This window comes from Sphingomonas sp. F9_3S_D5_B_2 (assembly GCF_054263715.1).
On the sequence record NZ_JBSZFB010000003.1, the window covers coordinates 387,788 to 408,275 of the forward strand.

The window sequence follows — 20,488 nt, forward strand, 5'->3', positions numbered from 1 at the left end:
GTCAGCTGAGCGCTTCCGCTTGCTCCTGTGGGCTCCCTTCCATTCGCTGCCCGAGCAGCAGCTTGAACAGCACGAATGCGACCAGCCCGACGCCGGCACTGGCAATGTGGATCAGCCAGAAGGTGGTCGTCGGCAGGCTCGAGTAGAGGCCACCGACATAGCCGACCATCTTGTTCGCTGCGAAGAACGACAGATAGTAGAGCCCGATCACCGTCGCGGTGATCTGCTTGGGCGCGATCTTCGTGAACAGCGCCAGGCTGATCGGCAGGATGTGCGCGAAGCCGATGCTGTTCAGCAGGTGGAACATGAAGGGCCAGAACAGTCCGATCTTGGCACCCTCCGGCTGGGTCAGCGCTGCCATGAACAGGCAAGCGCCGCCGGCGACCGTGAACAGACTGCCGATGATCATCTTGCTGATCTCGTCAGGCTCGCGATGGTTGAGGCTCCACCATTTCCAGAACGCGGCGACCGCGACGAGCATGGAGAAGCTCAAGGTCGCGTCGAGGGTGATCAGCCATGAGCTCGGCATCGTGTAGCTCATGAACGTCAGGTTGAACTGCTGATCGCCCCAGACGAGATAGGCGTTGAAAATCTCCTGGTTGGTCAGGAGCGAAATGGCCATCACCGGAATCAGGATGAAAAGCGCAAGCACTCGGGACTTGTCCTCGCGCGGCAAGTTGCGGGTCATGTACAGATAGAGCCCGGCGATCAGCACGACGGTCGAGATCACGGCAGTGAGCGGCGTTGCGAACAGGAAACCCGAGATCGCCAGCCATGCGATGACGAGAACAGCGATGCCCACTGCTCCGGCGCTGATCCGCCCCGTCGCGACACTGGTGCCGAGCTGGGCCCCGCGCGGGTCGGCGGGGAGCCAGCGCTGCCCCATTAGGTAGATGACGAGCCCGAATACCATCACCACGCCGGCGCAGCCGAAGCCATATTCCCACCCGACTTTCTGGCCGAGCGTTCCAGCGACCAGCGGCCCGGCGATGACGCTGACGTTGATGAAGATGTAGAAGATCTGGAACGCCATGGCGCGGCGCAGATCACGCTCGTCGTAAAGCTCGCCAACCTGCGTCGCGATATTGCCCTTGAAGAGGCCGACGCCGACGATCAGCGCCAGCAATGCGAACAGGAACGCGCCTTCGAAGGCCATCAGGAAGTGGCCGAAGGACATGACCAGAGCGCCCGCGATCAGCGCCGCTTTGCGACCGGTCAGCTTGTCGGCGATGATGCCGCCAAGGATCGGCATCAAATAGACGAGCGAAGTGTAGTCGCCGAAAATGCCCGACGCGAGCGGCTGCCCCTCGAGGCCCTGGTAGTGCCAGCTCCGCAGCCAGGCGAGGCCCGTGACACTTTCGATCCTGTCGGGGAGCAGCAGGTAATTGACCATGTAGAGCGTCAGCAGCGTCTGCATGGAGTAATATGAAAAGCGCTCGCAGGCCTCCGTGAAGCCGAGGAAGCCAAGGCCCTTCGGGTGCCCCAGGAAGGCGCGGTCGGAGCGGTCAACCTGCTCGAGGTCGGGCGTGGCTTCGGCAACACTCATGACTGCTCTCCCCTGCAGCGTGCCCGACGGGGCTAGCAGAGCGTCGCGGCCCCGCAACAAAATTGTCCCGTCAACGGCAGTTCGGACTTGTCTGAACAAGCGTCAGGGCGTCTTACGCCGTCATGAACGCCAAGCTCCTCCGCACCACCGCCCCGATTCTCAGCCTCTTCGCGATTGCCGCCTCACCGCCGCAAGCTCGAGTGACTCCGATGACTCCCGATGTCGTCGCCAGCTACGAGCAGGTGAAGCCCTGGGCCGATTTCGTGCGGCGCGAAGTCATGATCCCGATGCGCGACGGTACAAAGCTGTACACGGTCGTCGTCATGAAAAAGGGGACGCGCGGCGGGCCGATTCTGCTTACGCGCTCGCCTTACGACGCGCATGGCGATGCATTCCGCAGCGCCAGCCAGCGCATCACCGACAACCTGCCAGCGATGTACAAGGAGTTCGCGGAGGACGGCTACATCATCGCGATCCAAGACATCCGTGGGCTCCACCGCTCCGAAGGCACGTTCGTGATGACGCGGCCGATCGCCGGCCCGCTCAACAACACCGGCATCGACGAATCCACCGACGCCTACGACACCATCGACTGGCTGGTGAAGAACACGCCCGAGTCCAACGGCCGCGTGGGCACGATCGGTTCGTCCTACCTCGGCTTCACGACGCTGATGAGTGAGATCAACCCGCACCCGGCGCTCAAGGCCGCCGTGCCGGAAAGCCCCATGGTCGACACCTGGATGGGCGACGACGACTTCCATAACGGCGCCTTCCGCGTGCCCAGCTTCGACTACTTCCTCGGCATGAGCACCGGCAAGGCCGATGCCGGCGCCGCGATCGCGCGCGGCCAAGGCGACGATTACACTACTTACCTGGACAGCGGCTCGGCTGGCGACTTCGCGCGCCGCTGGGGCATCGAGAACGTGCCGTCCGTCCGCAAGGTCATGGAGAACCCCGCCTACACCGACTTCTGGTCGCTTCAGGCGGTCGACAAGTGGTTCGCCGCACGTCCGCTCACCGTTCCGACGATGCTTGAGGTGGGTCAGTGGGACCAGGAAGACAGCTATGGCGCTCCGGCTGTCTACCGTGCGCTCAAGGACAAGTACGAGGGCACTGGCCTGCTCCATCTGGTGATTGGCCCTTGGCGGCACTCCGGCGCCAACCACTACGGCTACGATCTTGGCAACCTCGCCTTCACCGGGGACACGGCGCGGGAGTGGCGCACGAAGTGGATGAAGCCGTTCCTCGACCACCACCTGAAAGGTGCTCCCGATCCTCACACGCCGCCGGTGCTGACCTATGCGACGGGGATCAACCAGTGGGAGGAGAGCCCGCGCTGGCCCATGGGCACGCCGACCCCGCTCTATCTCGGGCCGGGCCAGGCGACGAGCTTCACGCAACCCGCCCGCGCAGGCAACGATGCATACGTGTCGGACCCGTGGAAGCCGGTTCCGTTCATGCCGCGTCCGGTCAACATGGGCGACGCGGACCAGTGGCACACCTGGCTCGTCAACGATCAGCGCTTCGTCGACGGCCGCCCGGATGTGCTGAGCTACACCGGTGAGCCGCTAACGGCTCCTGTGCACATCATGGGTCCGCCGCAGGTCAATCTGTTCGCTTCAACCAGCGGCACCGACAGCGATTGGGTGGTGAAGCTCATCGACGTCTACCCCAACGACATTCCCGAGGGCCGTTCGCAGGGCGCAAGGCCGAGCATGGCGGGTTACGAGCTGCCGGTCGGAATCGAGATCTTCCGCGGCCGCTATGTGCATGACCGGGCGCGCCCGGCAGCGCTGAAGCCCGGCAAGGTGGAGCAGTTCAGCTTCAACCTGCCAAACGTCGATCACGTGTTCCTGCCTGGGCACCGGATCATGGTGCAGGTCCAGTCGAGCCTCTTCCCACTCTACGACCGCAACCCGCAGACGTTCGTCCCCAACATCTTCAACGCGCGGCTCGCCGACTACCGGTCGGCGCAGCAGCGGATCTATTTCGGCGGCGCGACGCGTAGCGCGGTGATGCTCCCGGTCGTTCCCTAGGAGCGGGGAACCTATTGCTCGGGAGCGGTCTGCTGCTCGGACGCTTCCTGGGCCTCACGCTTGGCGCGCTTGATCTCCTGGATGAGGCAGCCGGTGTGGCCGCCCGGGCCAACCGCTGAACAGCTCATGGTCCCGGTGTTGCCGACGCTCTGCAGGTCCTGCGCCTTGTTGGCCCAGGATTGCCGTTGCTGCCGGGCTCCGCTCAGCCGCTGGTTCTGGGGGAGGCGATAGCGCTCCGTTTCCGGACGGTGGCGGCAGACCACGATGCTGCCGTTCGTCGAACGCGGGCAGGGGTCATTGCCGAAAACGATCACTTCGCCGGCAGTCTCTTGCGCGGCCGCAGGTACGGATACGAGCGCGAGGCTTCCGGCGGCTATCGTGGCGCAGGCGCTGAGCGCGATGATCACCTTCGTCATGGGTCGGTCCTTCCGTATGTTCCAATCGGCGATGCCCGCCGCAAGTTCCTCAAATCCGCTTAGAAAGCGCAATCGCCGTCCGGCAGCCGGCGCGGATCGCGGCAGTCAGAAGCGGGTAGCCGACGGCGTCGCGCGCCCCTGCTTCACGCGCCGTGTCCCGGTGCTCGAGCTCTTCCGCCTGGAACTCCAGAATGTCCGCTGCAAGTTGCGGATCTTCGTCGCCGATATCCTGCAGTTGCTGCGAATAATGCTTGTCGATCTCGGTCTCGACGGCGTCGGTGCAGGCGAGGGCCGCCTGTTCGGACATCAGCGCGGTTGCGGCGCCAAGCGCGAAGCCGGCCACATTCCACAGCGGCTGGAGAGCAGTTGGGCGTACGCGCCGCTCGGCCATCAGAGCGTTGAAACGCTCGAGATGCCGACGCTCTTGTGTCGCCATCCGCGCGACCAGCTTCGCTTCCGGGCAATTGCGGCGAAGGACCGCGAGCTGGCCGGCGTAGATGCGTGTCGCGCCATATTCGCCGGCCTGGTTGACCCGCAGCATCGCATCGCGGTCGGGCCGAGCGTCGCCTGGACGCCAGCGGCTCATGCCCGCCGTCCCCGCAGCACGAGAACGGCGATCAGGAGAGCGCTGCCAAGCGAGACGATGGCGTTCCATCCCGCCATGGAGACGCCGAGGAATGACCATTGCACCTGGTCGCAGCGAACGACCGGAGCGTTCATGATCTGCTTCAGAAGATCGGCCGAACTCGTGCCGTGGGCGGTTGACGTGCAGGTCGTGAAGCCCCGGAAAATGCGAAGCTCGACGCCGGCGTGATAGAAGCCGATGGCGCCGGAAACCGCGATCGCCGCCGCTGCAAGCAGCACCAGCGCGCGCGAACGGCCAGACCTCGCCGACGCCGTGAACGCGAGCACCGCCGGGACGAGCGCGGCGAAGTGCGCGTAGCGCTGCCACCAGCACATCTCGCACGGGTAGAGGTGGCCGATATATTGCGAGCCGAACGCTCCCGCGAGCAACGCTGCAGGCACAAGCAGCGCGAGGAAACGCGCGACCGCTGGCGGAGTCAGCGCCGCCGGCTCGGAAGAACGCGTTGCAACCGCTTCGGTCATGCCGGGCTTAGTTGCCCTTCTTCGTGACCGCCGAGGCCGCGACGGGGCCCTGGCCGGCTGCGCGGCGCACGGTGTTCAACGCATAATAGAGCTGGAAGTCGTCGATGCCCTTCTTCTTCAGCTCCTCGGGCGTCGCGCTAAAGCGCGGGTCGGTCTTGTCATCGCTTTCCAGCAGCTTGTCATCGACCTTCGCCTGGTTGAGCAGGTGGCGGCGCAGGTCCGCTTCGCGCGTCACGCGCCGGTCCTTGTAGTCCTCGTCCGACAGCTGCGGCACCGCGATGTCGGGGTCGATCCCACCCTCCTGAACCGAGCGGCCGGATGGCGTGTAGTAGCGGGCCGTGGTCAGGCGCAGCGCCGTGCGATCGCTGAGCATCTGGATCGACTGCACCGATCCCTTGCCGAACGTACGCTCACCTAGGATCAGCGCGCGCCGATGGTCCTGGAGCGCTCCGGCCACGATCTCCGAGGCCGAGGCACTGCCGACGTCCGTCAGCACGACGACCGGTAGACCGTGCGCCATGTCGCCGGCCTTGGCGTAGTAGCGCTGGATGTCGTCCTTCTCGCGCCCGCGCTGCGAAACGATCTCGCCGCTGTTTAAGAAGGCGTCGCTGACCTCGATCGCCTCGTCGAGCGATCCGCCAGGGTTCGAGCGCAGGTCGACGACATACCCCAGCGGGTGACCGCCGGTCGCCTTGTCGATGCCCGTCAGTGCGGCTTCGGTGGCGGCGCCGGTGCCGGCCGCGAACTGGTTGATGTTGATGTAGCCGATGCCGTTCTTCACCTCCCACTTGACGGGGCGAACCTTGATCTCCTCGCGCACGATGGTGAAGTCGAGCGGCTTGTCGCGGCCCTTGCGCAGAATCTCGAGCCGGATCGGCGTGCCCGGATTCCCACGCATCTTCTCGACCGCCTCGTCGAGCGTATAGCCGGAGATCAGCTCGCCGTTGATGTGCGTGATGTAGTCGCCAGGCTTGATGCCCGCGCGCCATGCGGGGGTGTCCTCGGTCGGGGCAATGACCTTCAGAGTCCCGTCTTCCATGCCGACAGAAATGCCGAGCCCGCCGTAGCTGCCCTCGATCAAGGTTTTGAGCGCATCATAGTCGGCGCCCTCGGCGTAGCTCGAATGGGGGTCGAGCGAGGCCAGCATGCCGTCGATCGCGCCCTTGATCAGCGTGTGGTCGTCGACGGGCACCACGTAATGCTGCTTCACCTGCTGATAGACGCTCATGAACTTCTCGAGTTCGGCGTAATTCGTCGTGTCGGCGGCAGCGAACGAGCTCGCGGTCACCGGAATCAGGGCGAGCGCGCTGACCAGCGCGACTGGAGGAAGGAGCTTGTGAAGCAAAGTCATACGGGTGGTCCTGCTGGCGGCCCGACGATTTAGCCGCCTTCGTTGTCATTTGACAGGGCTGCAGATGAACCTGCGATGAGAGCGGGCGAGACCTGGGAGCCGTTTCGCGATAATTCGATTTCAATCGGCCCGAGCGAGCGTCCGAGCGGCTGCCCCGCGTTGACCCTGGCGCCGGTCTGCAGGGTCGAGCCGACGCCGACCAGCAGCGTCGCCCAGCCGCCGCCATGATCGATGATGACCACCCCATCGTGGCTCTTGAACGGGCCCGAGAAGCGGATGACTCCGGCGGCCGGCGCGCTCACCGGCGTCCCCCGGCTCGTGCGCAATGTGAGTCCGCGCGAACGAACGCCCGCTTCGTTGACTGCGCCGAGGCCTTCGACGACCGGCGCTGCGGCTGGGAGCTGGTAGGCGAACGGTGCGCGCGCGGGATCGCCTTCACCGCGGATCGGGCGGGCCGGTGCGGGGTCGACTCCGCTAACCTGCGCCGCCATCTGCCGGGCGGCGGAAGATCCGGAGGCCGTCCGCTCCAGGCTTTGGACCTGTTCGCCCGAGGCGAGGGCCACGTCTCCAAGGCTGAGCGAGCGGCTTGCCGCCGAGGATGCGAGCAGAAGTGCGCGCCGCTCGAGCGCAGCAAACTCCTGCCTGCGCGCCGTCAGCAGCTGCCGGCTCCGCGCGAGCTTGTCACGAGCGATGCTGGCTTCATGCTCCAGGCGCGCGCCTTCGGTGAGCTGGGCCGAAAGGGCACCGGCACGGCGCCTGATCACTGGAAGGGTTGCATCGAGCAGCACGCGCACGCGCACGAGTTCGTCGGTGCTGTGCCGATCGGCGATGGCGAGCAGCGGTGGCCGCTCGGCCATCAGGGCCAGGCCCGCGAGTAACGATGAAACCGGCTGCTGCTCCCGCTGCAGCTGCGCTCGCTGGGTCGCAAGTCGAGCGGAGGCGAGCCGGACCTCCGCGTCGGCGGCCGTGATCTGGGCCTCGGAAGCCTGAAGCGCCTGTGCTGCGGCGAGCTGCTGAGCCTGCAGCTTGGCGGCCTGTCCGCGCGCCTGCTCGGCGATGTGCAGCAGCCGCGCTTCCTCTTCCTCCGCAGCAGCCTGCTCGGCGCGGGCGCTGTTCAGGGTCTCGTCGATCGACTCGGCTACGGGCTGGACCGGCGTGCTGGCCGCCAGGAGCAACGGCGAGAGGATCAGCGTAAGGGCGAGCCGGTTCACGCCGCTAACCCTCTCGATGATACGGGTGGTTGGCAAGGATGGACGTTGCACGGAACAGCTGTTCTGCGAGCATCGCCCGGACCAGCAGGTGCGGCCATGTCGCCGCCCCGAAGGAGAGGAGCAGGTCGGCGCTCTGCCTCTGGTCGTCCGCATGGCCGTCGGCCGCGCCGATCAGGAACCTCGCCTCTCGCTTGCCGCCGTCGCGCCATCGTTCGAGCTGCGCCGCGAGTTCGCTCGACGCCAGGGTTTTCCCGCGTTCATCGAGCACGACGCTGACCGAGTTCGTAGATGGAGCAGGCGCGTCCTTGCCGCGGTCGGGCAGTTCGCTGACCTTGGTCGGCCAGTCGATCCGTTTCAGGTAGCGCTCGACAAGCTCAGCTTCGGGGCCGCGGCCGATCTTGCCTCTCGCGATGATGTGCAGGAGCACGCCCCGGCAACGATTAGGGCGTAGCGAGCGCGTTACTGAACGGCCAGGTCAGCACTCTCGTGAAGCCGTCGTAAATCGTGCGTGCTGCCTCGGCGATCGTCCGCGGCCGGTTGGATCCGCCGCGTGCGAAGATGGCCACCGCGATCCGGTGACCGTTAGGCATGGTGATGAAGCCGACGTCGTCGCTCAGCCCGTCAAGCGTGCCCGTCTTGTGCTCCACGGGCGTTCCGGCCGGGAGCAGCCACTTCATACGGTTCTTGCCGGTCTGGCATCGTGCCATCAGGCCAAGGAGGTAATTGCGGCTTTTTGGCTGGACCAGTTCGCCCTGGTAGATGCGCTTCAGGAGGTCGACCATGGCCACCGGTGTGCTCGAATCCCGGCGGTCCCACAGGTCGCGGCGAGCGGCGAGAAGCTGCGCAATGGTGCGGTCGACGCGAACGCCGCGGATTCCATTGTCGCGCAGCCAGTTGTGGACGGCGTTTGGCCCGCCATCCGCTTTCAACAGGATGTCGGCCGCGCGGTTGTCGCTGTGGATCAGCATCTTCGCCATCAACGAACGAACGGACTCGCCGTTGATGGAGTCATCGAGCGAGCGCATCCCGTGATCCACCTGCGAGAGGTAGAGCGCGGCGATAGCGACCTTGACCGTGCTTGCCATCGGGAACGGCACGTCCCCCTTCACGCTCAGCGTTTCGCCGGTGGTCAGGTCGAGCGCTGCAATGCCGACGTCGGCCGTCTTGTTGGCGACGAGCATCTGCAATTCCTGCTCAAGCCCCGTCAGCGACGGCGACGAGGCCGCGACCGCGGGCTGCGCAAAGAGCGCAAGCACAGACAGCAGTAAAGTCGTTCGCCGCATCAGTTCACCCACCCGCAGCAGCCGTGCGATCAGAATCGCCGAAAGCCCACATGCGCTCCAGATTGTAAAAAGTTCTTACCTCTGGGCGGAACAAGTGAATGATCACGTCCTCGGCATCGATCAAGACCCAATCGGCTGCCGGGAGTCCCTCGATGCGCGGCGTGCGCCCAACCGAGTCTTTTATGCGGTCGGCGACCTTGTTCGCCATCGACGCAACCTGCCGCGTCGACCTTCCGGACGCGATCACCATGTGGTCGGCGATGTTCGACTTGCCGGCGAGCGGGATGGAAACCACGTCCACCGCCTGGTCATCATCTAGCGACTTCAGGATGAGGCGGTGCAGTTCTTCGACGTCGATTGGAGTGCGGCCGGGCTTCTCGGCGGCAGGCTCAGCGGGACGTTCGGTCAAGGGGTCTCCTGGGTGAAGAGGCGGAGCCGTCTTCCCTCCTGCCTGTGCGGCTTGGATCGAGGCGGCGATGCCAGTTGGGGTCGTGCGCGCGAATAGCTGTCGCGGAGGTGGGATCGGGCGGCAGGCGAAGGAACAAGATCGCCGGTGCACTCCACTCCGTCCAACGTTCGGCCTGGCTGGGCGGTCGGACAAACCACCTCAGCCAACCCAGCGCGCGCGCCGCGTGGGCACTGCGATCATAACCCCGGCGCGAAATGACCGCAATCGCCAGTTCGCGTGCTAACCCTCTCCAATCACGCCATTTGTGAAAATCCGGCAGGCTGTCGCCGCCCATCAGCCAGATGAAGCGGTCACCGGGATATCGGCGCTTGAGGCGCCGGACCGTATCGACACTGTAACGTGTGCCCTCGCGGCTCTCGAAGTCGCTGACCCGGAGCGGCGCTCGTCGGGCGATCCGCCGGGCTGACTCCAGCCGGCCTTCGAAAGGGGCCATGTCGGCGGCGCCGTCCTTGAGAGGATTGCCGGGCGATACCAAAAGCCAGACTTCGTCGAGCCCAAGCACGCGCATGGCTTCGAGGCTGATGCGCCGGTGGCCCCGGTGTGCGGGATTGAAGGAGCCGCCGAGAAGACCGATGCGCGCCATCGCCGGAGCGCTAGCACGCACGTTCCTGACCGCCTAATATGCGGCTTCGAGGGGGCGTTGATGAGTAATCTGGAGGTATTGGGGGACGCGGTTGCAGGCGGTGTCATCGGCCGCGCGGTTGAGCCGAAGGCAGGCGAAGTCGCGGCCGGCCACACCCACGAGAGCGATTGTTTGAATTGCGGTGCCAGCCTGGCGGGGCCGTTCTGCGCCGAATGCGGGCAGCACGCGCATGTGCACCGGACGCTGTCCGCTTTCTTCCACGACTTCGCGCACGGCGTTCTGCACTTCGAGGGCAAGATCTGGCGGACGGTTCCGCTGCTCGCGTGGAAGCCTGGCGTCCTCACCCGCCGCTACATCGACGGGCGGCGAGCGAGCTACGTCTCCCCGGTCGCGCTCTTCCTCTTCTCCGTGTTCGTGATGTTCGGCGTGCTCAGCGCGACCGGGAACGTCAATTCGCACCTGGGCTCCGACCCGAGCCTCGCCAAGCAGGAGCGGGCGACGGTCGAGAAGATCGAGAGGCGGCTGAAGAAGCGGGCTCGCCCCGACCTCGACGCCGGAGACATCAAGGATATCGACGAAGACATCGCCGAGACGAAGACCGACCTGGCACTCATCCGAAGCCTGCGGGCGCAGGGGGTCACCGAAGCAACCTTCTCCCGCGGCACCGATCACTTCAACAGCAGCGTTCCGTGGATCGAGGAGGCCTATCACAAGGCGAAGCAGAACCCGGACCTGCTGGTCTACAAGCTCAAGAGCAACAGCTACAAATGGAGCTGGGCGATCATCCCGCTCTCGGTGCCCTTTGTTTGGCTGCTGTTCCCGTTCAGCCGGCGGTTCCGCATCTACGATCACGTCGTCTTCGTCACTTATTCTCTCGCCTTCATGACCCTTCTTGTCACGGCGGGCGCTCTTCTGTCGGCAATCGGGATCAGCCAGGTTGCGCTGCTGGCAGCCGTTATTCCGCCCGTCCACATGTACCGGCAGCTTCGCGGTGCTTATGGCATCCGGCGCTTCGGTGCCGTCTGGCGGACGATGCTGCTGCTCCTGTTCGCGCTACTCGTGCTGATTGGCTTCATCCTGCTGATGATTGCGCTCGGCGTACTCGACTGACGCGCTCCGTCAGGCTTGCTGTTCAAGCCCTGCAAGGAACGCCTCGATGGCCCCGACCGCTTCGGGCTCGTCGAGATCGGGCGCATGTCCGACGCCGCTCACGACTGCCGCCTGCATGCCGGGTGCTTCGGCTTGCATCCGGGCAGAAGCTTCCGCGCTTAACAGGTCGCTTCGCTCGCCACGGATCAGCAGCAGCGGTTTGTCCGCGAGTCCACGAAACAGCGGCCACATGTCGATTTGCGGCGTGGGCCCCGATCCAGCGAACGGCGCTGCGATCTGCATGTCGTAGTCGAAGCCAACTTCGCCATCCTCTTCGCGGCACGTTCGTCGCGCCATGCGGACCCAGTCTTCGTGCGTGTAATGCGCGGAGAGGTTCGCGTTGTTGGCGGCAAGCTGCCGCGCCGCTTCGTCGAAGCTCGCGAAACGGACGGGCTTGCCGACATAGGTCCGGATGCGATCCAGACCTTCGCTGCTGAGATCGGGCCCGACGTCGTTGAGGATCGCCGCCGCAATCCGCTCCGGCGCGATCGCAGCGATCGCCATCGTGACCAGCCCGCCAAGCGACGTTCCGACGAAAACGGCCCGTGCAATCCCAAGATGATCGAGCAGCTCGAGCGTGTCCCACGCGTAGGTTGGTGGCACGTAGCGGGACGTCACCGGATCATAATCGCTGCTGCCGCGGCCCCGGAACTCCAGCGCGATCACCCGGAAGCGTGGCGAATAACGCTCGGCGAAATCGGCAAAGTCGCGCACGTTTCGGGTCAGCCCGGGCAGGCACAGCAACGGCGGCCGGAACTGGCTGCCTGCATAATCGCGGTAGTGCAGCTTCAGCCCGTCCCGAACGGTAAAATATGCGTCGGCTCCTTTGCTCATCGCGTCAGCCCCGTGCGCAGCATGCGGCTGGTCACGTCCGCGACATGCGCTGCATCGCCGCTCGACCACACCGAAAAGCGAAGCCCCAGAAACACGTTCGCGCCCATCATCCCCCAAGCCAGAATATCGATGTCGCCGTCGGAGAAGCTGCTGTCGATGTCGCCTTTGTCCCGGGCGGCGATCAGGCGGGCGGCGATGCGCGTTGCCGTGGTCTGGTAGTGCTCCTTGAAACCGTTCGGTTCGACGAATTCGGCTTCGTCGATGATGCGATAGACGTTGCGATGCTCGCGAGCGAAGCGAAGGAACGCTTCCAGAGCGCGCCGCTCACCGTCGATGGCGTCCTGCGCGGCCTTGAACTCGGGCGCGACGCGGTCCCGCACTTGCGCGGACATGTCGCGGACCACTTCCTGGAACACTGCCTCCTTGCTGTCGAAATAGGTGTAGAACGTGCCGAGCGCGACACCGGCCCGCTGCGTGATTCCGACGATTGAACTGTCCGAAAACCCGCGCTCCCCGAACTCGTCGCGTGCTGCGTCCAGGATCTTGCGCAGCGTGCGTTCGCCGCGCGCGGTGCGGGGCGCCTTGCCGTCGCTGGCTGGGCTGGTTTGCTCTTCGCTGGCTGGTTCGCCGCGCATCATTCCCCCGTACCCGTGAAGCCGATTTTCGCAAGTTGAATACCGGTTCAACTTTCATTATGGCTTCTTCCAAGCGTGGACGCAATGCATCCGTCCGCGGAAGGGGAGAGATCGATGCGCTTCGAATTTGTTCGCGCCGCCTTGTGCGGCAGTGTCGCCGCAATTGCATTCTGCGCCGTTCCGGCTGCCGCGCAGCAGAATCCGAGCACGAGCTCGTCCGCGCCATCGAACGCGCAAACGCAAGATGCCGCAGCGGCCGGCAGTGACCAGGAAATCGTCGTTACCGCTCGCCGCCGCAGCGAGCTTCTGCTCAACGTCCCCGTCGCGGTTACCGCTTACTCCGGTGAGCAGCTCGACCGCCAGGGCGCGCTCGACATCACGGATGTTGCGGACACCACGCCGAACGTCACGCTCGAAGTATCGCGTGGCACCAACAGCACGCTGACGCCGTTCATTCGCGGGATCGGCCAGCAGGATCCGGTTGCCGGCTTCGAACAGGGCGTCGGGCTGTATCTCGACGACGTCTATCTCAATCGCCCGCAAGCCGCCGTGCTCGACATCTACGACGTTCAGCGCATCGAAGTTCTACGCGGACCGCAGGGCACGCTCTACGGCCGCAACACCGTCGGCGGCGCAATCAAATATGTGACGCGCAACATCCCGACCGACGCACCGCACGCGAGCCTGCGTACCAACATCGGAACGCATGGCCAGCGCGACCTGATCGGATCCGTCTCGGCACCGATTACGTCGACCATTCGCGTCGGCGCGGCTGTTGCGCACCTGAGCACCAGAGGGTTCGGCGAGAACGTCACGACGCACCAGCACAATTACAACAAGAACGTCTGGGCGGCGCGCGGCACGGTCGAGTTCCAGCCTTCTGAAGACACCTTCTTCCGGCTGTCCGGCGACTACACATGGGACAACAGCAATCCGCGCGGGGGCCATCGCCTGATCGACAATATCCGCACCGGTGAGCACCCGCTTAGCGACGTGTTCGACACCGAAGGCGACCTCAACGATCCCAAGCAGAAGGTGCGCGCCGGCGGCGTCGCGCTGCATGGCGAGATTGGGCTCAGCGACTGGCTGAAGTTCCGCACGATCACTGCGTACCGCAAGGACAAGAGCGCAACGCCGATCGACTTCGACGCAACACCGCTCGTCGACCTCGACGTTCCCGCCATCTACAAGAACCGCCAGTTCAGCCAGGAATTCCAGCTTGTCGCCGACAAGGGCCCGCTAAAGGGCGTGGCCGGCTTCTACTATCTGGACGCCAATGCCTACGACATCTTCGACGTTCGCCTCTACACGCTGATCCCCGGCTTCACGGCTTCGACGCTCGGCGATGTCGACACCAAAACCTGGGCCGCATTCACCGATCTCACCTATGACTTCAGCCCGCAATGGAGCGTGTCGGTTGGCGGCCGCTACACCCACGATCACCGTCACGCGCACGTGCTTCGCCAGAGCCGCGTCGGCGGCGGGCAGCCGGGGCTTGGCGGAGTCGACGGGTTTGGCGTCGGCACGGTGATCGCGACGACGTCCGACTTCACCGGCAGCCGGACCGACAAGGCGTTCACCCCCCGCGCGTCGATCAACTTCAAGCCCGACGCCAACAACAACCTGTACCTCAGCTACTCGAAGGGCTTCAAAGGCGGCGGATTCGACCCGCGGACGCAGTCTTCGCAAGCGCCGAGCCAAAGCCCCGAGGACGTCTACAACTACATGGCGTTCAAGCCGGAGAAGGTGGACAGCTTCGAAGCGGGCTGGAAGGCGGCGTTGTTCGATCGTCGCCTGCAGCTCGCCACCGCATTGTTCGACGCGGAGTATAAGGACGTGCAGGTCCCCGGCTCGGCGGGTTGCGTCATCGCCGGCCAGGCGAACTTCTGCGGCGTCACCACGAACGCCGGCAAGGCGCGGTTCCGCGGCGCCGAGCTCGAGACGAACTGGAGGCTGGCGCAGAACCTGGTGGCGTCGGGTGATCGCCTGAGCTTCGCGGGGACGCTTGGTTACCTCGACGCCAAGTACATCCACTTCGTCACCAACATCCCGGGGAACGGGCCGGTGGACGTGGCGTCGGACCGCAAGATCCAGAATACGCCCAAGTGGACGCTGAGCGGATCACTGGACTACGATACGCCGCTCAATGGCGGCCGCCTCAACCTCAACACGACGGTGTCCTACCGCAGCAGCAGCCAGCAGTTCGAAATTGCGACTCCGATGCTCGACCAGCCCGGCTTCGCCCTGTGGGACGCGAACATCGTATGGCGCTCTGCCGGCAACCGGTTCCAGATTGGGCTGCACGGCAAGAACCTCGCGAACAAGAAGTACATCGTGTCCGGCTACAACTTCCTGACTCAGGACCCTTACACCGGCGATTTCATCACCGGCGCCAACGGCCATTACATTCCGGCGGGCGGCCTCGGCTCCACCGGCGTGCTGACGGGCTTCTACGGCAACCCGCGCCAGATCTGGGCGTCGCTAGGAGTGAATTTCTGAGCGATCGGCCAAACAGCGAAGGGCGGGGCCTCGGCGGACGAGTCCTCGCCCTCCTGCTGCTCGCCTACATCTTCAATTTCCTCGACCGCCAGATTCTCGGCATCCTTGCGGCGCCGATCAAGGCGGACCTGCACCTGACCGACACGCAGTTCGGCGCAATCGGCGGGCTTGCGTTTGCGCTCCTTTACTCGGCGTTGGGCATCCCGCTCGCCTATCTTGCCGACCGGACCAGCCGAAGCGCCGTAATTGCCGGTTCGCTGGCAGTGTGGAGCGCGTTCACCGCCCTGTGCGGCGCGGCGACGGGTTACTGGCAGCTGTTCCTGTGCAGGCTTGGCGTTGGGGTCGGCGAAGCCGGCGGTGTCGCGCCCTCCTATGCGCTCATCTCCGACTACTTCCCGCCCGAGCGACGGGCGCGCGCGCTCGCCATCTATTCCCTCGGCATTCCGATCGGCCTCGCCGCCGGCACGCTGATCGGCGCCTACCTTGCCGCACTGATCGACTGGCGGGCAGCGTTCATCGTCATGGGCATCGCCGGCGTCATCCTCGCCCCCATCCTCCGCTACTCCGTCCGGGACCTCCCGCGCGCCGCCGCAAAGGCGCAGGCGCCGGTCGGACGCGTGTTCCCGCTCCTGGCGCCGAAGCCTACCTTCTGGCTGCTGGCGTTCGCATCCTCGTTGAGCTCGCTGTGCGGCTATGGCCTCGCGCTGTGGGTACCCTCGGTCATGATGCGCAGTTTCGACCTCGACCTGCTCACGACGGGCAAGTTCCTTGCGTCCATCCTGCTGGTCGGCGGCTGCGCGGGAGTATTCGCCGGTGGCTGGTTCGCCGACCGGCTCGGCACTCGCGACCGCAGCTGGTATGCCAAGCTTCCGGCGATCGCCTGGATCCTGACCGCGCCGCTTTATGTCGCCGGCCTGATGTCGCCGAGCGCGTTGATCGCCTGGCCGCTCCTGCTGCTCGCCAATGCGCTTAACATCCTGTGGCTCGGCCCGATCACCACCGCCGTCCAGCACCTGGTGCCGGCGCACATGCGCTCCACAGGTGCTGCGAGCTTCCTGCTCATCAACAACCTAATCGGCTTGGGCGTCGGGCCGCTGCTGATTGGCGGGCTGTCCGATGCGCTCAAGCATAGCTACGGGGTCGATGCGCTGCGCAATGCTGCGGTGGCGTGCACCGGTTTCTACATACTCGCGGGCCTGCTCGTACTCTTCGCTGCACCCCGCCTGCGCGCCGACTGGGTCGCCGACGAAGCTTGACTCTGGCGCCCGCCTGCGCTTGAGGGCAGCCATCGGCGGGCCGTTGGGCTCGCCGCTTCCATTTAGGGGTGATGGCGCTGCCCCGAACCAGCGCCTGGCCGGGCTTACCTGATACGGAGCCCAGACGAACGAAAGGAATGCACCATGCGCCATCGCGTAGGCGGACGTAAGCTTCAGCGCACCTCGAGCCACCGTGCGGCCCTGTTCCGCAACATGGCGGCAGCGCTGATCAAGCACGAGCAGATTACGACGACCGTCGCCAAGGCGAAGGAGCTTCGCCCGTACGTCGAGAAGCTCATCACGCTCGCCAAGCACGGCGGTCTCTCGAACCGTCGCCTCGCCCAGTCGCGGCTGATGGACGAAGTCCAGCTCGCCAAGCTGTTCGACGTGATCGCGCCGCGCTACGCGGGTCGCAGCGGCGGCTACACCCGCGTGATCAAGGCAGGCATTCGGATGTCGGACGCCGCCCCGATCGCGATCATCGAGTTCGTCGATCGCGACGTCAGCGCCAAGGGTCAGGACTCCGGCCCGGTGATGACCGAGGAAGAGTTCGAGGCAGCCTAAGCGCCTCCTCCCCGGCGAAGTCGTCGGCGGGTCCCAACACTGCACCAAGCTGAACGGCCGCAAACGCGCGGTTCACTCGTCATGCATGCCTGAAACGACAAGAACCTCAAACGGCCAGCCGTGCGTTGTGCGTCGGAGCCGGGAAGGCGTTTGAGGAGACTGGCCATGTTGGCTCTGACGAAAGTTATGGCAGGCGGCGTCGCCGCAGCCGCGATGTTCGGTGCGGCGCCAGCAGCCGCGCAATATTATCCCTATGGCGGCACCGGCTACGGCAATAGCGTCGCCGTTGGCACACAGGCTTACGGCAACAGCAACGGCTACGGTTACGGGAACGGCTATGCCGGCGGCCAGCAGGCACTGGTCAGCCAGTGCACGGCAGCGGTCCAGGCGCGGCTCGGCGGCGGCTACGGTTACGGCTCGCCCTATGGAAGCCGCGGCGGCGGCCGGGTGCTCGGTATCAGCCGCATCGAACCGCGCCAGAGCGGCGGGCTGACCATTCGGGGCGTCGCGAGCAGCAGCGCTTACAGCCAGCACCCGGATCTCACCTTCAGGTGCCGCGCTGACTATCGCGGCTACGTGACGAGCGTCGAAATCCAGCAGGCGCAGCGCGTGAATGGCTATGCCGCGCCCTACGGTGGCTCACCCTATGCCGGCTCAACCTACGGTGGCTCGCCCTACGGCTACGCGGATCAAAGCCCTTACGATTCCAGCCCCTACGATTCGACCCCATACGATCAGGGGCAGTACGATACCGGCCCTTACGGCTACAGCCGCTACTAAGCCCGATCCAAATCGACAGTGAAGGCGTCGGAGCTTCGCGGCTCCGGCGCCTTCTCCGTTTTGGAGTGCGGCCGCCGCTGGCCCGAAGCTTACGCGAGTGGCAAAGACAATTCGTGGGTTACTCGTTCGAGATCGTCCAGCAGGCCAACGTCCTCGCGGCGCAGGGTCGCGGGGCCGAAGCGCTGGCGCTGGTTCAACGAAGCATCGCCGATGGCAATCCGTTCGCCGACTTCACGCTCGGCGACTGGGCGCTTCGTGGTGTCGTGGTCCCGCAGGACACCGCTCGCGCTCGTGCTTTGTTCAAGCGCGCCAGCGATGCCGGCATGCCCACCGCGCGCAAATTCTACACGAATCTGCTCGTCGGAGGGGTCGGCGGCCCTGCTGACTGGCCACAAGCACTGGAGAGGCTCCGCGCCGAAGCCGCGACCGACAAGACACGCGCCGCAGCTCTCCAGCTCGTAGAGGCCATGCAACTCGACCCCCACGGCCGCCCCACCACGCTGCCAGCGGAAGAAGCCCTCTGCGACGCTCCGGAGATACGTCTCTTCCGCGGCCTCTTCACCCCCACCGAATGCGCGTACCTGAACATGGTTGCGGAGCCGGGTTTCCTGCCCTCGGTCGTGACTTCGGACGGCGGCGCCCGCGATCACGTCGATTCAGCGCGCACCTCGGAAGGGTCGACGATGAACTGGCTGCTGGTCGATCCGGCCATCCAGGCTCTCAACGTCCGCGTCGCAACCGCGAGCGGGACGACCGTCGAACAGGGCGAGCCGCTGCAGGTCTTGCGCTACGCCGTGGGCCAGCAATTCCGGCCTCATTCCGACTGGATCGAAGGCGCACCCAACCAGCGCATCAAGACCGCGCTCGTTTACCTCAACAGCGGTTACGAAGGCGGGGAGACGCGGTTCATCAACGCCGGCATCGACGTGAAGGGAGCAGTCGGGGACGCGATCATCTTCCGCAACGCGGCAGACGATGGCACGCCCGATCCACTCTCGTTGCATGCCGGCCTTCCGGTCACAGCGGGCGTCAAGCTGATCGCCAGCCGCTGGATCCGCGTGCGGCCGTTTGACGAAACGAACGATCGGCAGGCGCACTAACTTTACTGCGGCGCGGATGCTGCCTATCCGCCCGCCATGACGGTCCAGCCCACAGAATCGATCCTCATCGTCGACTTTGGCAGCCAGGTGACGCAGCTCATCGCACGCCGGGTGCGGGAGGCGGGGGTCTATTGCGAGATCGCTCCCTTCAACGCTGCCGAAGCGGCTTTCGATCGGCTCCAGCCAAAGGGAGTCATCTTCTCGGGCGGACCGGCCTCAGTCACTGCGGAAGACAGCCCCCGCGCTCCCCAGGTCATGTTCGACAGCGGCTTGCCGCTGCTCGGCATCTGCTACGGCCAGCAGACGCTCCATCAACAGCTCGGCGGCAAGGTCGTGACTTCTGACCAGAAGGAGTTCGGCCGCGCCTTCATCGAGATCGCCGCGCCCTCCGCCCTGTTCGACGGATTGTGGGAGGTCGGCGAGAAGCACCAGGTGTGGATGAGCCACGGCGACCGCGTCGAGACGCTCGCGCCCGGGTTCGAAGTCGTCGCCCGCTCGGAAGGTGCGCCTTACGCCATCGCGACGAACGAAGGCGCGCGGCGCTACTCGCTGATGTTTCACCCGGAGGTCGTGCACACGCCCGACGGCGGCAAGCTGCTCGCCAATTTCGTGCGTCACGTCTGCGGCTGTGCGGGCAACTGGTCGATGGCGAGCTACCGTCAGGCCAAGATCGCCGACATCCGCCAGCAGGTCGGCACCGGCAAGGTCATATGCGGGCTCTCGGGGGGCGTCGACAGCGCCGTTGCTGCCGTCCTCATCCACGAAGCAATCGGTGAGCAGCTGACCTGCGTGTTCGTGGACCACGGCCTCATGCGGCTCGGCGAGGCGGAGCAAGTCGTTTCCCTGTTCCGCAACAGCTACAACATCCCGCTGGTCCACGTCGACGCCAGCGCCGACTTCCTCGGCGGCCTGGCCGGCGTCGGCGGCCCGGAAGCCAAGCGCAAGTTCATCGGCAAGACCTTCATCGACGTGTTTGAAGCCGAAGCGAAGAAGATCGGCGGCGCCGACTTCCTGGCGCAGGGCACTTTGTACCCGGATGTGATCGAAAGCGTCAGCTTCACCGGCGGTCCGTCGGTCACCATCAAGAGCCATCACAATGTCGGCGGGCTTCCGGAGCGCATGAACATGCAGCTGGTCGAGCCCTTGCGCGAATTGTTCAAGGACGAGGTTCGCGAACTCGGCCGCGAGCTGGGCCTTCCCGAAGCCTTCGTGGGTCGCCATCCGTTCCCGGGCCCGGGCCTGGCGATCCGGATCCCCGGCGAAGTCACTCAGGAGAAGTGCGACATCCTGCGCAAAGCCGACGCCGTCTACCTCGAGGAAATACGCAACGCCGGTCTTTATGATGCGATCTGGCAGGCCTTCGCGGTGCTGCTTCCCGTGAGGACCGTCGGGGTCATGGGCGACTACCGCACCTACGACTACGTCTGCGGTCTTCGCGCGGTGACCAGCGTCGATGGCATGACCGCCGACGTCTACCCGTTCGACTCCGCGTTCCTCAGCCGAGTCGCGACGCGGATCGTCAACGAGGTCTCCGGCATCAACCGCGTCGTCTATGACTACACTTCGAAGCCGCCGGGCACGATCGAGTGGGAGTAACCGCCCTCTCGTAAGCAGCGGTTTCGCCCAGTTAATCAGTAACTTCCGGTTAGCCGCCCGCTTGACTCTTGGC

Annotated in this window: 20 protein-coding genes; 8 read left to right on the forward strand and 12 right to left on the reverse strand. The window is 65.2% G+C overall.

What is annotated here, in order from left to right; translation table 11 throughout:
- Position 1 precedes the first annotated feature (1 nt).
- A complete protein-coding gene (locus tag ACUXST_RS10570; protein WP_458389935.1) occupies positions 2 to 1,546 on the reverse strand; it encodes a peptide MFS transporter in 1,545 nt (514 codons plus the stop codon).
- A gap of 122 nt (positions 1,547 to 1,668) precedes the next feature.
- Between ACUXST_RS10570 and ACUXST_RS10575 the strand changes: the two genes are divergently transcribed.
- Positions 1,669 to 3,582 carry a CocE/NonD family hydrolase gene (locus ACUXST_RS10575; RefSeq protein WP_458389936.1) on the forward strand — a complete coding sequence of 638 codons (1,914 nt, stop codon included), beginning with the start codon at positions 1,669 to 1,671 and terminating at the stop codon, positions 3,580 to 3,582.
- An 11-nt stretch (positions 3,583 to 3,593) separates the two neighbouring features.
- On the opposite strand, the gene ACUXST_RS10580 is transcribed toward ACUXST_RS10575, so the two are convergent.
- From ACUXST_RS10580 to ACUXST_RS10620, 9 genes are read right to left on the reverse strand one after another with little or no spacing between them, the layout of a single operon-like run.
- Complete coding sequence (locus ACUXST_RS10580) at positions 3,594 to 3,998, reverse strand: hypothetical protein (RefSeq protein WP_458389937.1); 405 nt, start codon at positions 3,996 to 3,998, stop codon at positions 3,594 to 3,596.
- A gap of 49 nt (positions 3,999 to 4,047) precedes the next feature.
- The gene (locus ACUXST_RS10585) at positions 4,048 to 4,584 is read right to left on the reverse strand and encodes a demethoxyubiquinone hydroxylase family protein (RefSeq protein ID WP_458389938.1); all 537 of its coding nucleotides are present in this window, start codon (positions 4,582 to 4,584) and stop codon (positions 4,048 to 4,050) included.
- Positions 4,581 to 5,105, reverse strand: a complete 525-nt coding sequence (locus ACUXST_RS10590; protein WP_458389939.1) for a disulfide bond formation protein B — start codon at positions 5,103 to 5,105, stop codon at positions 4,581 to 4,583. The genes ACUXST_RS10585 and ACUXST_RS10590 overlap by 4 nt, the downstream gene beginning before the upstream one ends.
- Before the next feature lie 7 nt (positions 5,106 to 5,112).
- Positions 5,113 to 6,456 (reverse strand): S41 family peptidase, encoded by a 1,344-nt coding sequence (locus tag ACUXST_RS10595; protein ID WP_458389940.1) that lies wholly within the window; start codon positions 6,454 to 6,456, stop codon positions 5,113 to 5,115.
- Positions 6,457 to 6,485: 29 nt separating this feature from the next.
- On the reverse strand, positions 6,486 to 7,667 hold the full coding sequence (locus tag ACUXST_RS10600) for a murein hydrolase activator EnvC family protein (RefSeq protein WP_458389941.1): 1,182 nt from the start codon (positions 7,665 to 7,667) through the stop codon (positions 6,486 to 6,488).
- Positions 7,668 to 7,671: 4 nt separating this feature from the next.
- Positions 7,672 to 8,094 (reverse strand): 23S rRNA (pseudouridine(1915)-N(3))-methyltransferase RlmH, encoded by a 423-nt coding sequence (locus ACUXST_RS10605; protein WP_458389942.1) that lies wholly within the window; start codon positions 8,092 to 8,094, stop codon positions 7,672 to 7,674.
- Positions 8,095 to 8,107: 13 nt separating this feature from the next.
- The gene (locus ACUXST_RS10610; protein WP_458389943.1) at positions 8,108 to 8,950 is read right to left on the reverse strand and encodes a serine hydrolase; all 843 of its coding nucleotides are present in this window, start codon (positions 8,948 to 8,950) and stop codon (positions 8,108 to 8,110) included.
- 4 nt (positions 8,951 to 8,954) lie between these two features.
- Positions 8,955 to 9,359: a ribosome silencing factor gene (gene rsfS / locus ACUXST_RS10615; RefSeq protein WP_458389944.1), complete on the reverse strand. Its 405-nt coding sequence runs from the start codon at positions 9,357 to 9,359 to the stop codon at positions 8,955 to 8,957.
- Positions 9,340 to 10,002: a nicotinate-nucleotide adenylyltransferase gene (locus tag ACUXST_RS10620; protein WP_458390051.1), complete on the reverse strand. Its 663-nt coding sequence runs from the start codon at positions 10,000 to 10,002 to the stop codon at positions 9,340 to 9,342. Before ACUXST_RS10620 ends, rsfS begins: the two co-directional genes overlap by 20 nt.
- 60 nt (positions 10,003 to 10,062) lie before the next feature.
- Between ACUXST_RS10620 and ACUXST_RS10625 the strand changes: the two genes are divergently transcribed.
- Entirely contained in the window at positions 10,063 to 11,112 is a 1,050-nt protein-coding gene (locus ACUXST_RS10625) for a DUF3667 domain-containing protein (RefSeq protein ID WP_458389945.1), read from the forward strand.
- Between the two features lie 9 nt (positions 11,113 to 11,121).
- Here the strand turns inward: ACUXST_RS10625 and ACUXST_RS10630 are convergent, their stop codons facing one another.
- Together ACUXST_RS10630 and ACUXST_RS10635 are read right to left on the reverse strand one after the other, a co-directional pair.
- Positions 11,122 to 11,985 carry an alpha/beta fold hydrolase gene (locus ACUXST_RS10630; RefSeq protein WP_458389946.1) on the reverse strand — a complete coding sequence of 288 codons (864 nt, stop codon included), beginning with the start codon at positions 11,983 to 11,985 and terminating at the stop codon, positions 11,122 to 11,124.
- Positions 11,982 to 12,620 carry a TetR/AcrR family transcriptional regulator gene (locus tag ACUXST_RS10635; RefSeq protein ID WP_458389947.1) on the reverse strand — a complete coding sequence of 213 codons (639 nt, stop codon included), beginning with the start codon at positions 12,618 to 12,620 and terminating at the stop codon, positions 11,982 to 11,984. The genes ACUXST_RS10630 and ACUXST_RS10635 overlap by 4 nt, the downstream gene beginning before the upstream one ends.
- 114 nt (positions 12,621 to 12,734) lie before the next feature.
- On the opposite strand from ACUXST_RS10635, the gene ACUXST_RS10640 reads away from it, so the two are divergent.
- The 6 genes from ACUXST_RS10640 (at position 12,735) to guaA (ending at position 20,415) form a co-directional block, all read left to right on the forward strand.
- Positions 12,735 to 15,119 carry a TonB-dependent receptor gene (locus tag ACUXST_RS10640; RefSeq protein ID WP_458389948.1) on the forward strand — a complete coding sequence of 795 codons (2,385 nt, stop codon included), beginning with the start codon at positions 12,735 to 12,737 and terminating at the stop codon, positions 15,117 to 15,119.
- A complete protein-coding gene (locus ACUXST_RS10645; protein ID WP_458390052.1) occupies positions 15,116 to 16,375 on the forward strand; it encodes a spinster family MFS transporter in 1,260 nt (419 codons plus the stop codon). The genes ACUXST_RS10640 and ACUXST_RS10645 overlap by 4 nt, the downstream gene beginning before the upstream one ends.
- Positions 16,376 to 16,519: 144 nt before the next feature.
- Positions 16,520 to 16,939, forward strand: a complete 420-nt coding sequence (rplQ, locus tag ACUXST_RS10650) for a 50S ribosomal protein L17 (protein WP_458389949.1) — start codon at positions 16,520 to 16,522, stop codon at positions 16,937 to 16,939.
- Positions 16,940 to 17,104: 165 nt separating this feature from the next.
- Positions 17,105 to 17,719, forward strand: a complete 615-nt coding sequence (locus ACUXST_RS10655; protein ID WP_458389950.1) for a hypothetical protein — start codon at positions 17,105 to 17,107, stop codon at positions 17,717 to 17,719.
- Between the two features lie 113 nt (positions 17,720 to 17,832).
- Positions 17,833 to 18,819 (forward strand): 2OG-Fe(II) oxygenase, encoded by a 987-nt coding sequence (locus ACUXST_RS10660; protein WP_458389951.1) that lies wholly within the window; start codon positions 17,833 to 17,835, stop codon positions 18,817 to 18,819.
- A 36-nt stretch (positions 18,820 to 18,855) separates the two neighbouring features.
- Positions 18,856 to 20,415 carry a glutamine-hydrolyzing GMP synthase gene (guaA, locus tag ACUXST_RS10665; RefSeq protein ID WP_458389952.1) on the forward strand — a complete coding sequence of 520 codons (1,560 nt, stop codon included), beginning with the start codon at positions 18,856 to 18,858 and terminating at the stop codon, positions 20,413 to 20,415.
- The last annotated feature ends 73 nt before the right edge of the window (positions 20,416 to 20,488 follow it).

What these genes read in the sequence shown, in the direction of transcription:
- ACUXST_RS10570 (WP_458389935.1), bottom strand. Translation starts at nt 1,546, where the DNA reads ATGAGTGTTGCCGAAGCCACGCCCGACCTCGAGCAGGTTGACCGCTCC.
- ACUXST_RS10575 (WP_458389936.1), top strand. Translation starts at nt 1,669, where the DNA reads ATGAACGCCAAGCTCCTCCGCACCACCGCCCCGATTCTCAGCCTCTTC.
- ACUXST_RS10580 (WP_458389937.1), bottom strand. Translation starts at nt 3,998, where the DNA reads ATGACGAAGGTGATCATCGCGCTCAGCGCCTGCGCCACGATAGCCGCC.
- ACUXST_RS10585 (WP_458389938.1), bottom strand. Translation starts at nt 4,584, where the DNA reads ATGAGCCGCTGGCGTCCAGGCGACGCTCGGCCCGACCGCGATGCGATG.
- ACUXST_RS10590 (WP_458389939.1), bottom strand. Translation starts at nt 5,105, where the DNA reads ATGACCGAAGCGGTTGCAACGCGTTCTTCCGAGCCGGCGGCGCTGACT.
- ACUXST_RS10595 (WP_458389940.1), bottom strand. Translation starts at nt 6,456, where the DNA reads ATGACTTTGCTTCACAAGCTCCTTCCTCCAGTCGCGCTGGTCAGCGCG.
- ACUXST_RS10610 (WP_458389943.1), bottom strand. Translation starts at nt 8,950, where the DNA reads ATGCGGCGAACGACTTTACTGCTGTCTGTGCTTGCGCTCTTTGCGCAG.
- ACUXST_RS10620 (WP_458390051.1), bottom strand. Translation starts at nt 10,002, where the DNA reads ATGGCGCGCATCGGTCTTCTCGGCGGCTCCTTCAATCCCGCACACCGG.
- ACUXST_RS10625 (WP_458389945.1), top strand. Translation starts at nt 10,063, where the DNA reads ATGAGTAATCTGGAGGTATTGGGGGACGCGGTTGCAGGCGGTGTCATC.
- ACUXST_RS10630 (WP_458389946.1), bottom strand. Translation starts at nt 11,985, where the DNA reads ATGAGCAAAGGAGCCGACGCATATTTTACCGTTCGGGACGGGCTGAAG.
- ACUXST_RS10635 (WP_458389947.1), bottom strand. Translation starts at nt 12,620, where the DNA reads ATGCGCGGCGAACCAGCCAGCGAAGAGCAAACCAGCCCAGCCAGCGAC.
- ACUXST_RS10640 (WP_458389948.1), top strand. Translation starts at nt 12,735, where the DNA reads ATGCGCTTCGAATTTGTTCGCGCCGCCTTGTGCGGCAGTGTCGCCGCA.
- rplQ (WP_458389949.1), top strand. Translation starts at nt 16,520, where the DNA reads ATGCGCCATCGCGTAGGCGGACGTAAGCTTCAGCGCACCTCGAGCCAC.
- ACUXST_RS10655 (WP_458389950.1), top strand. Translation starts at nt 17,105, where the DNA reads ATGTTGGCTCTGACGAAAGTTATGGCAGGCGGCGTCGCCGCAGCCGCG.
- guaA (WP_458389952.1), top strand. Translation starts at nt 18,856, where the DNA reads ATGACGGTCCAGCCCACAGAATCGATCCTCATCGTCGACTTTGGCAGC.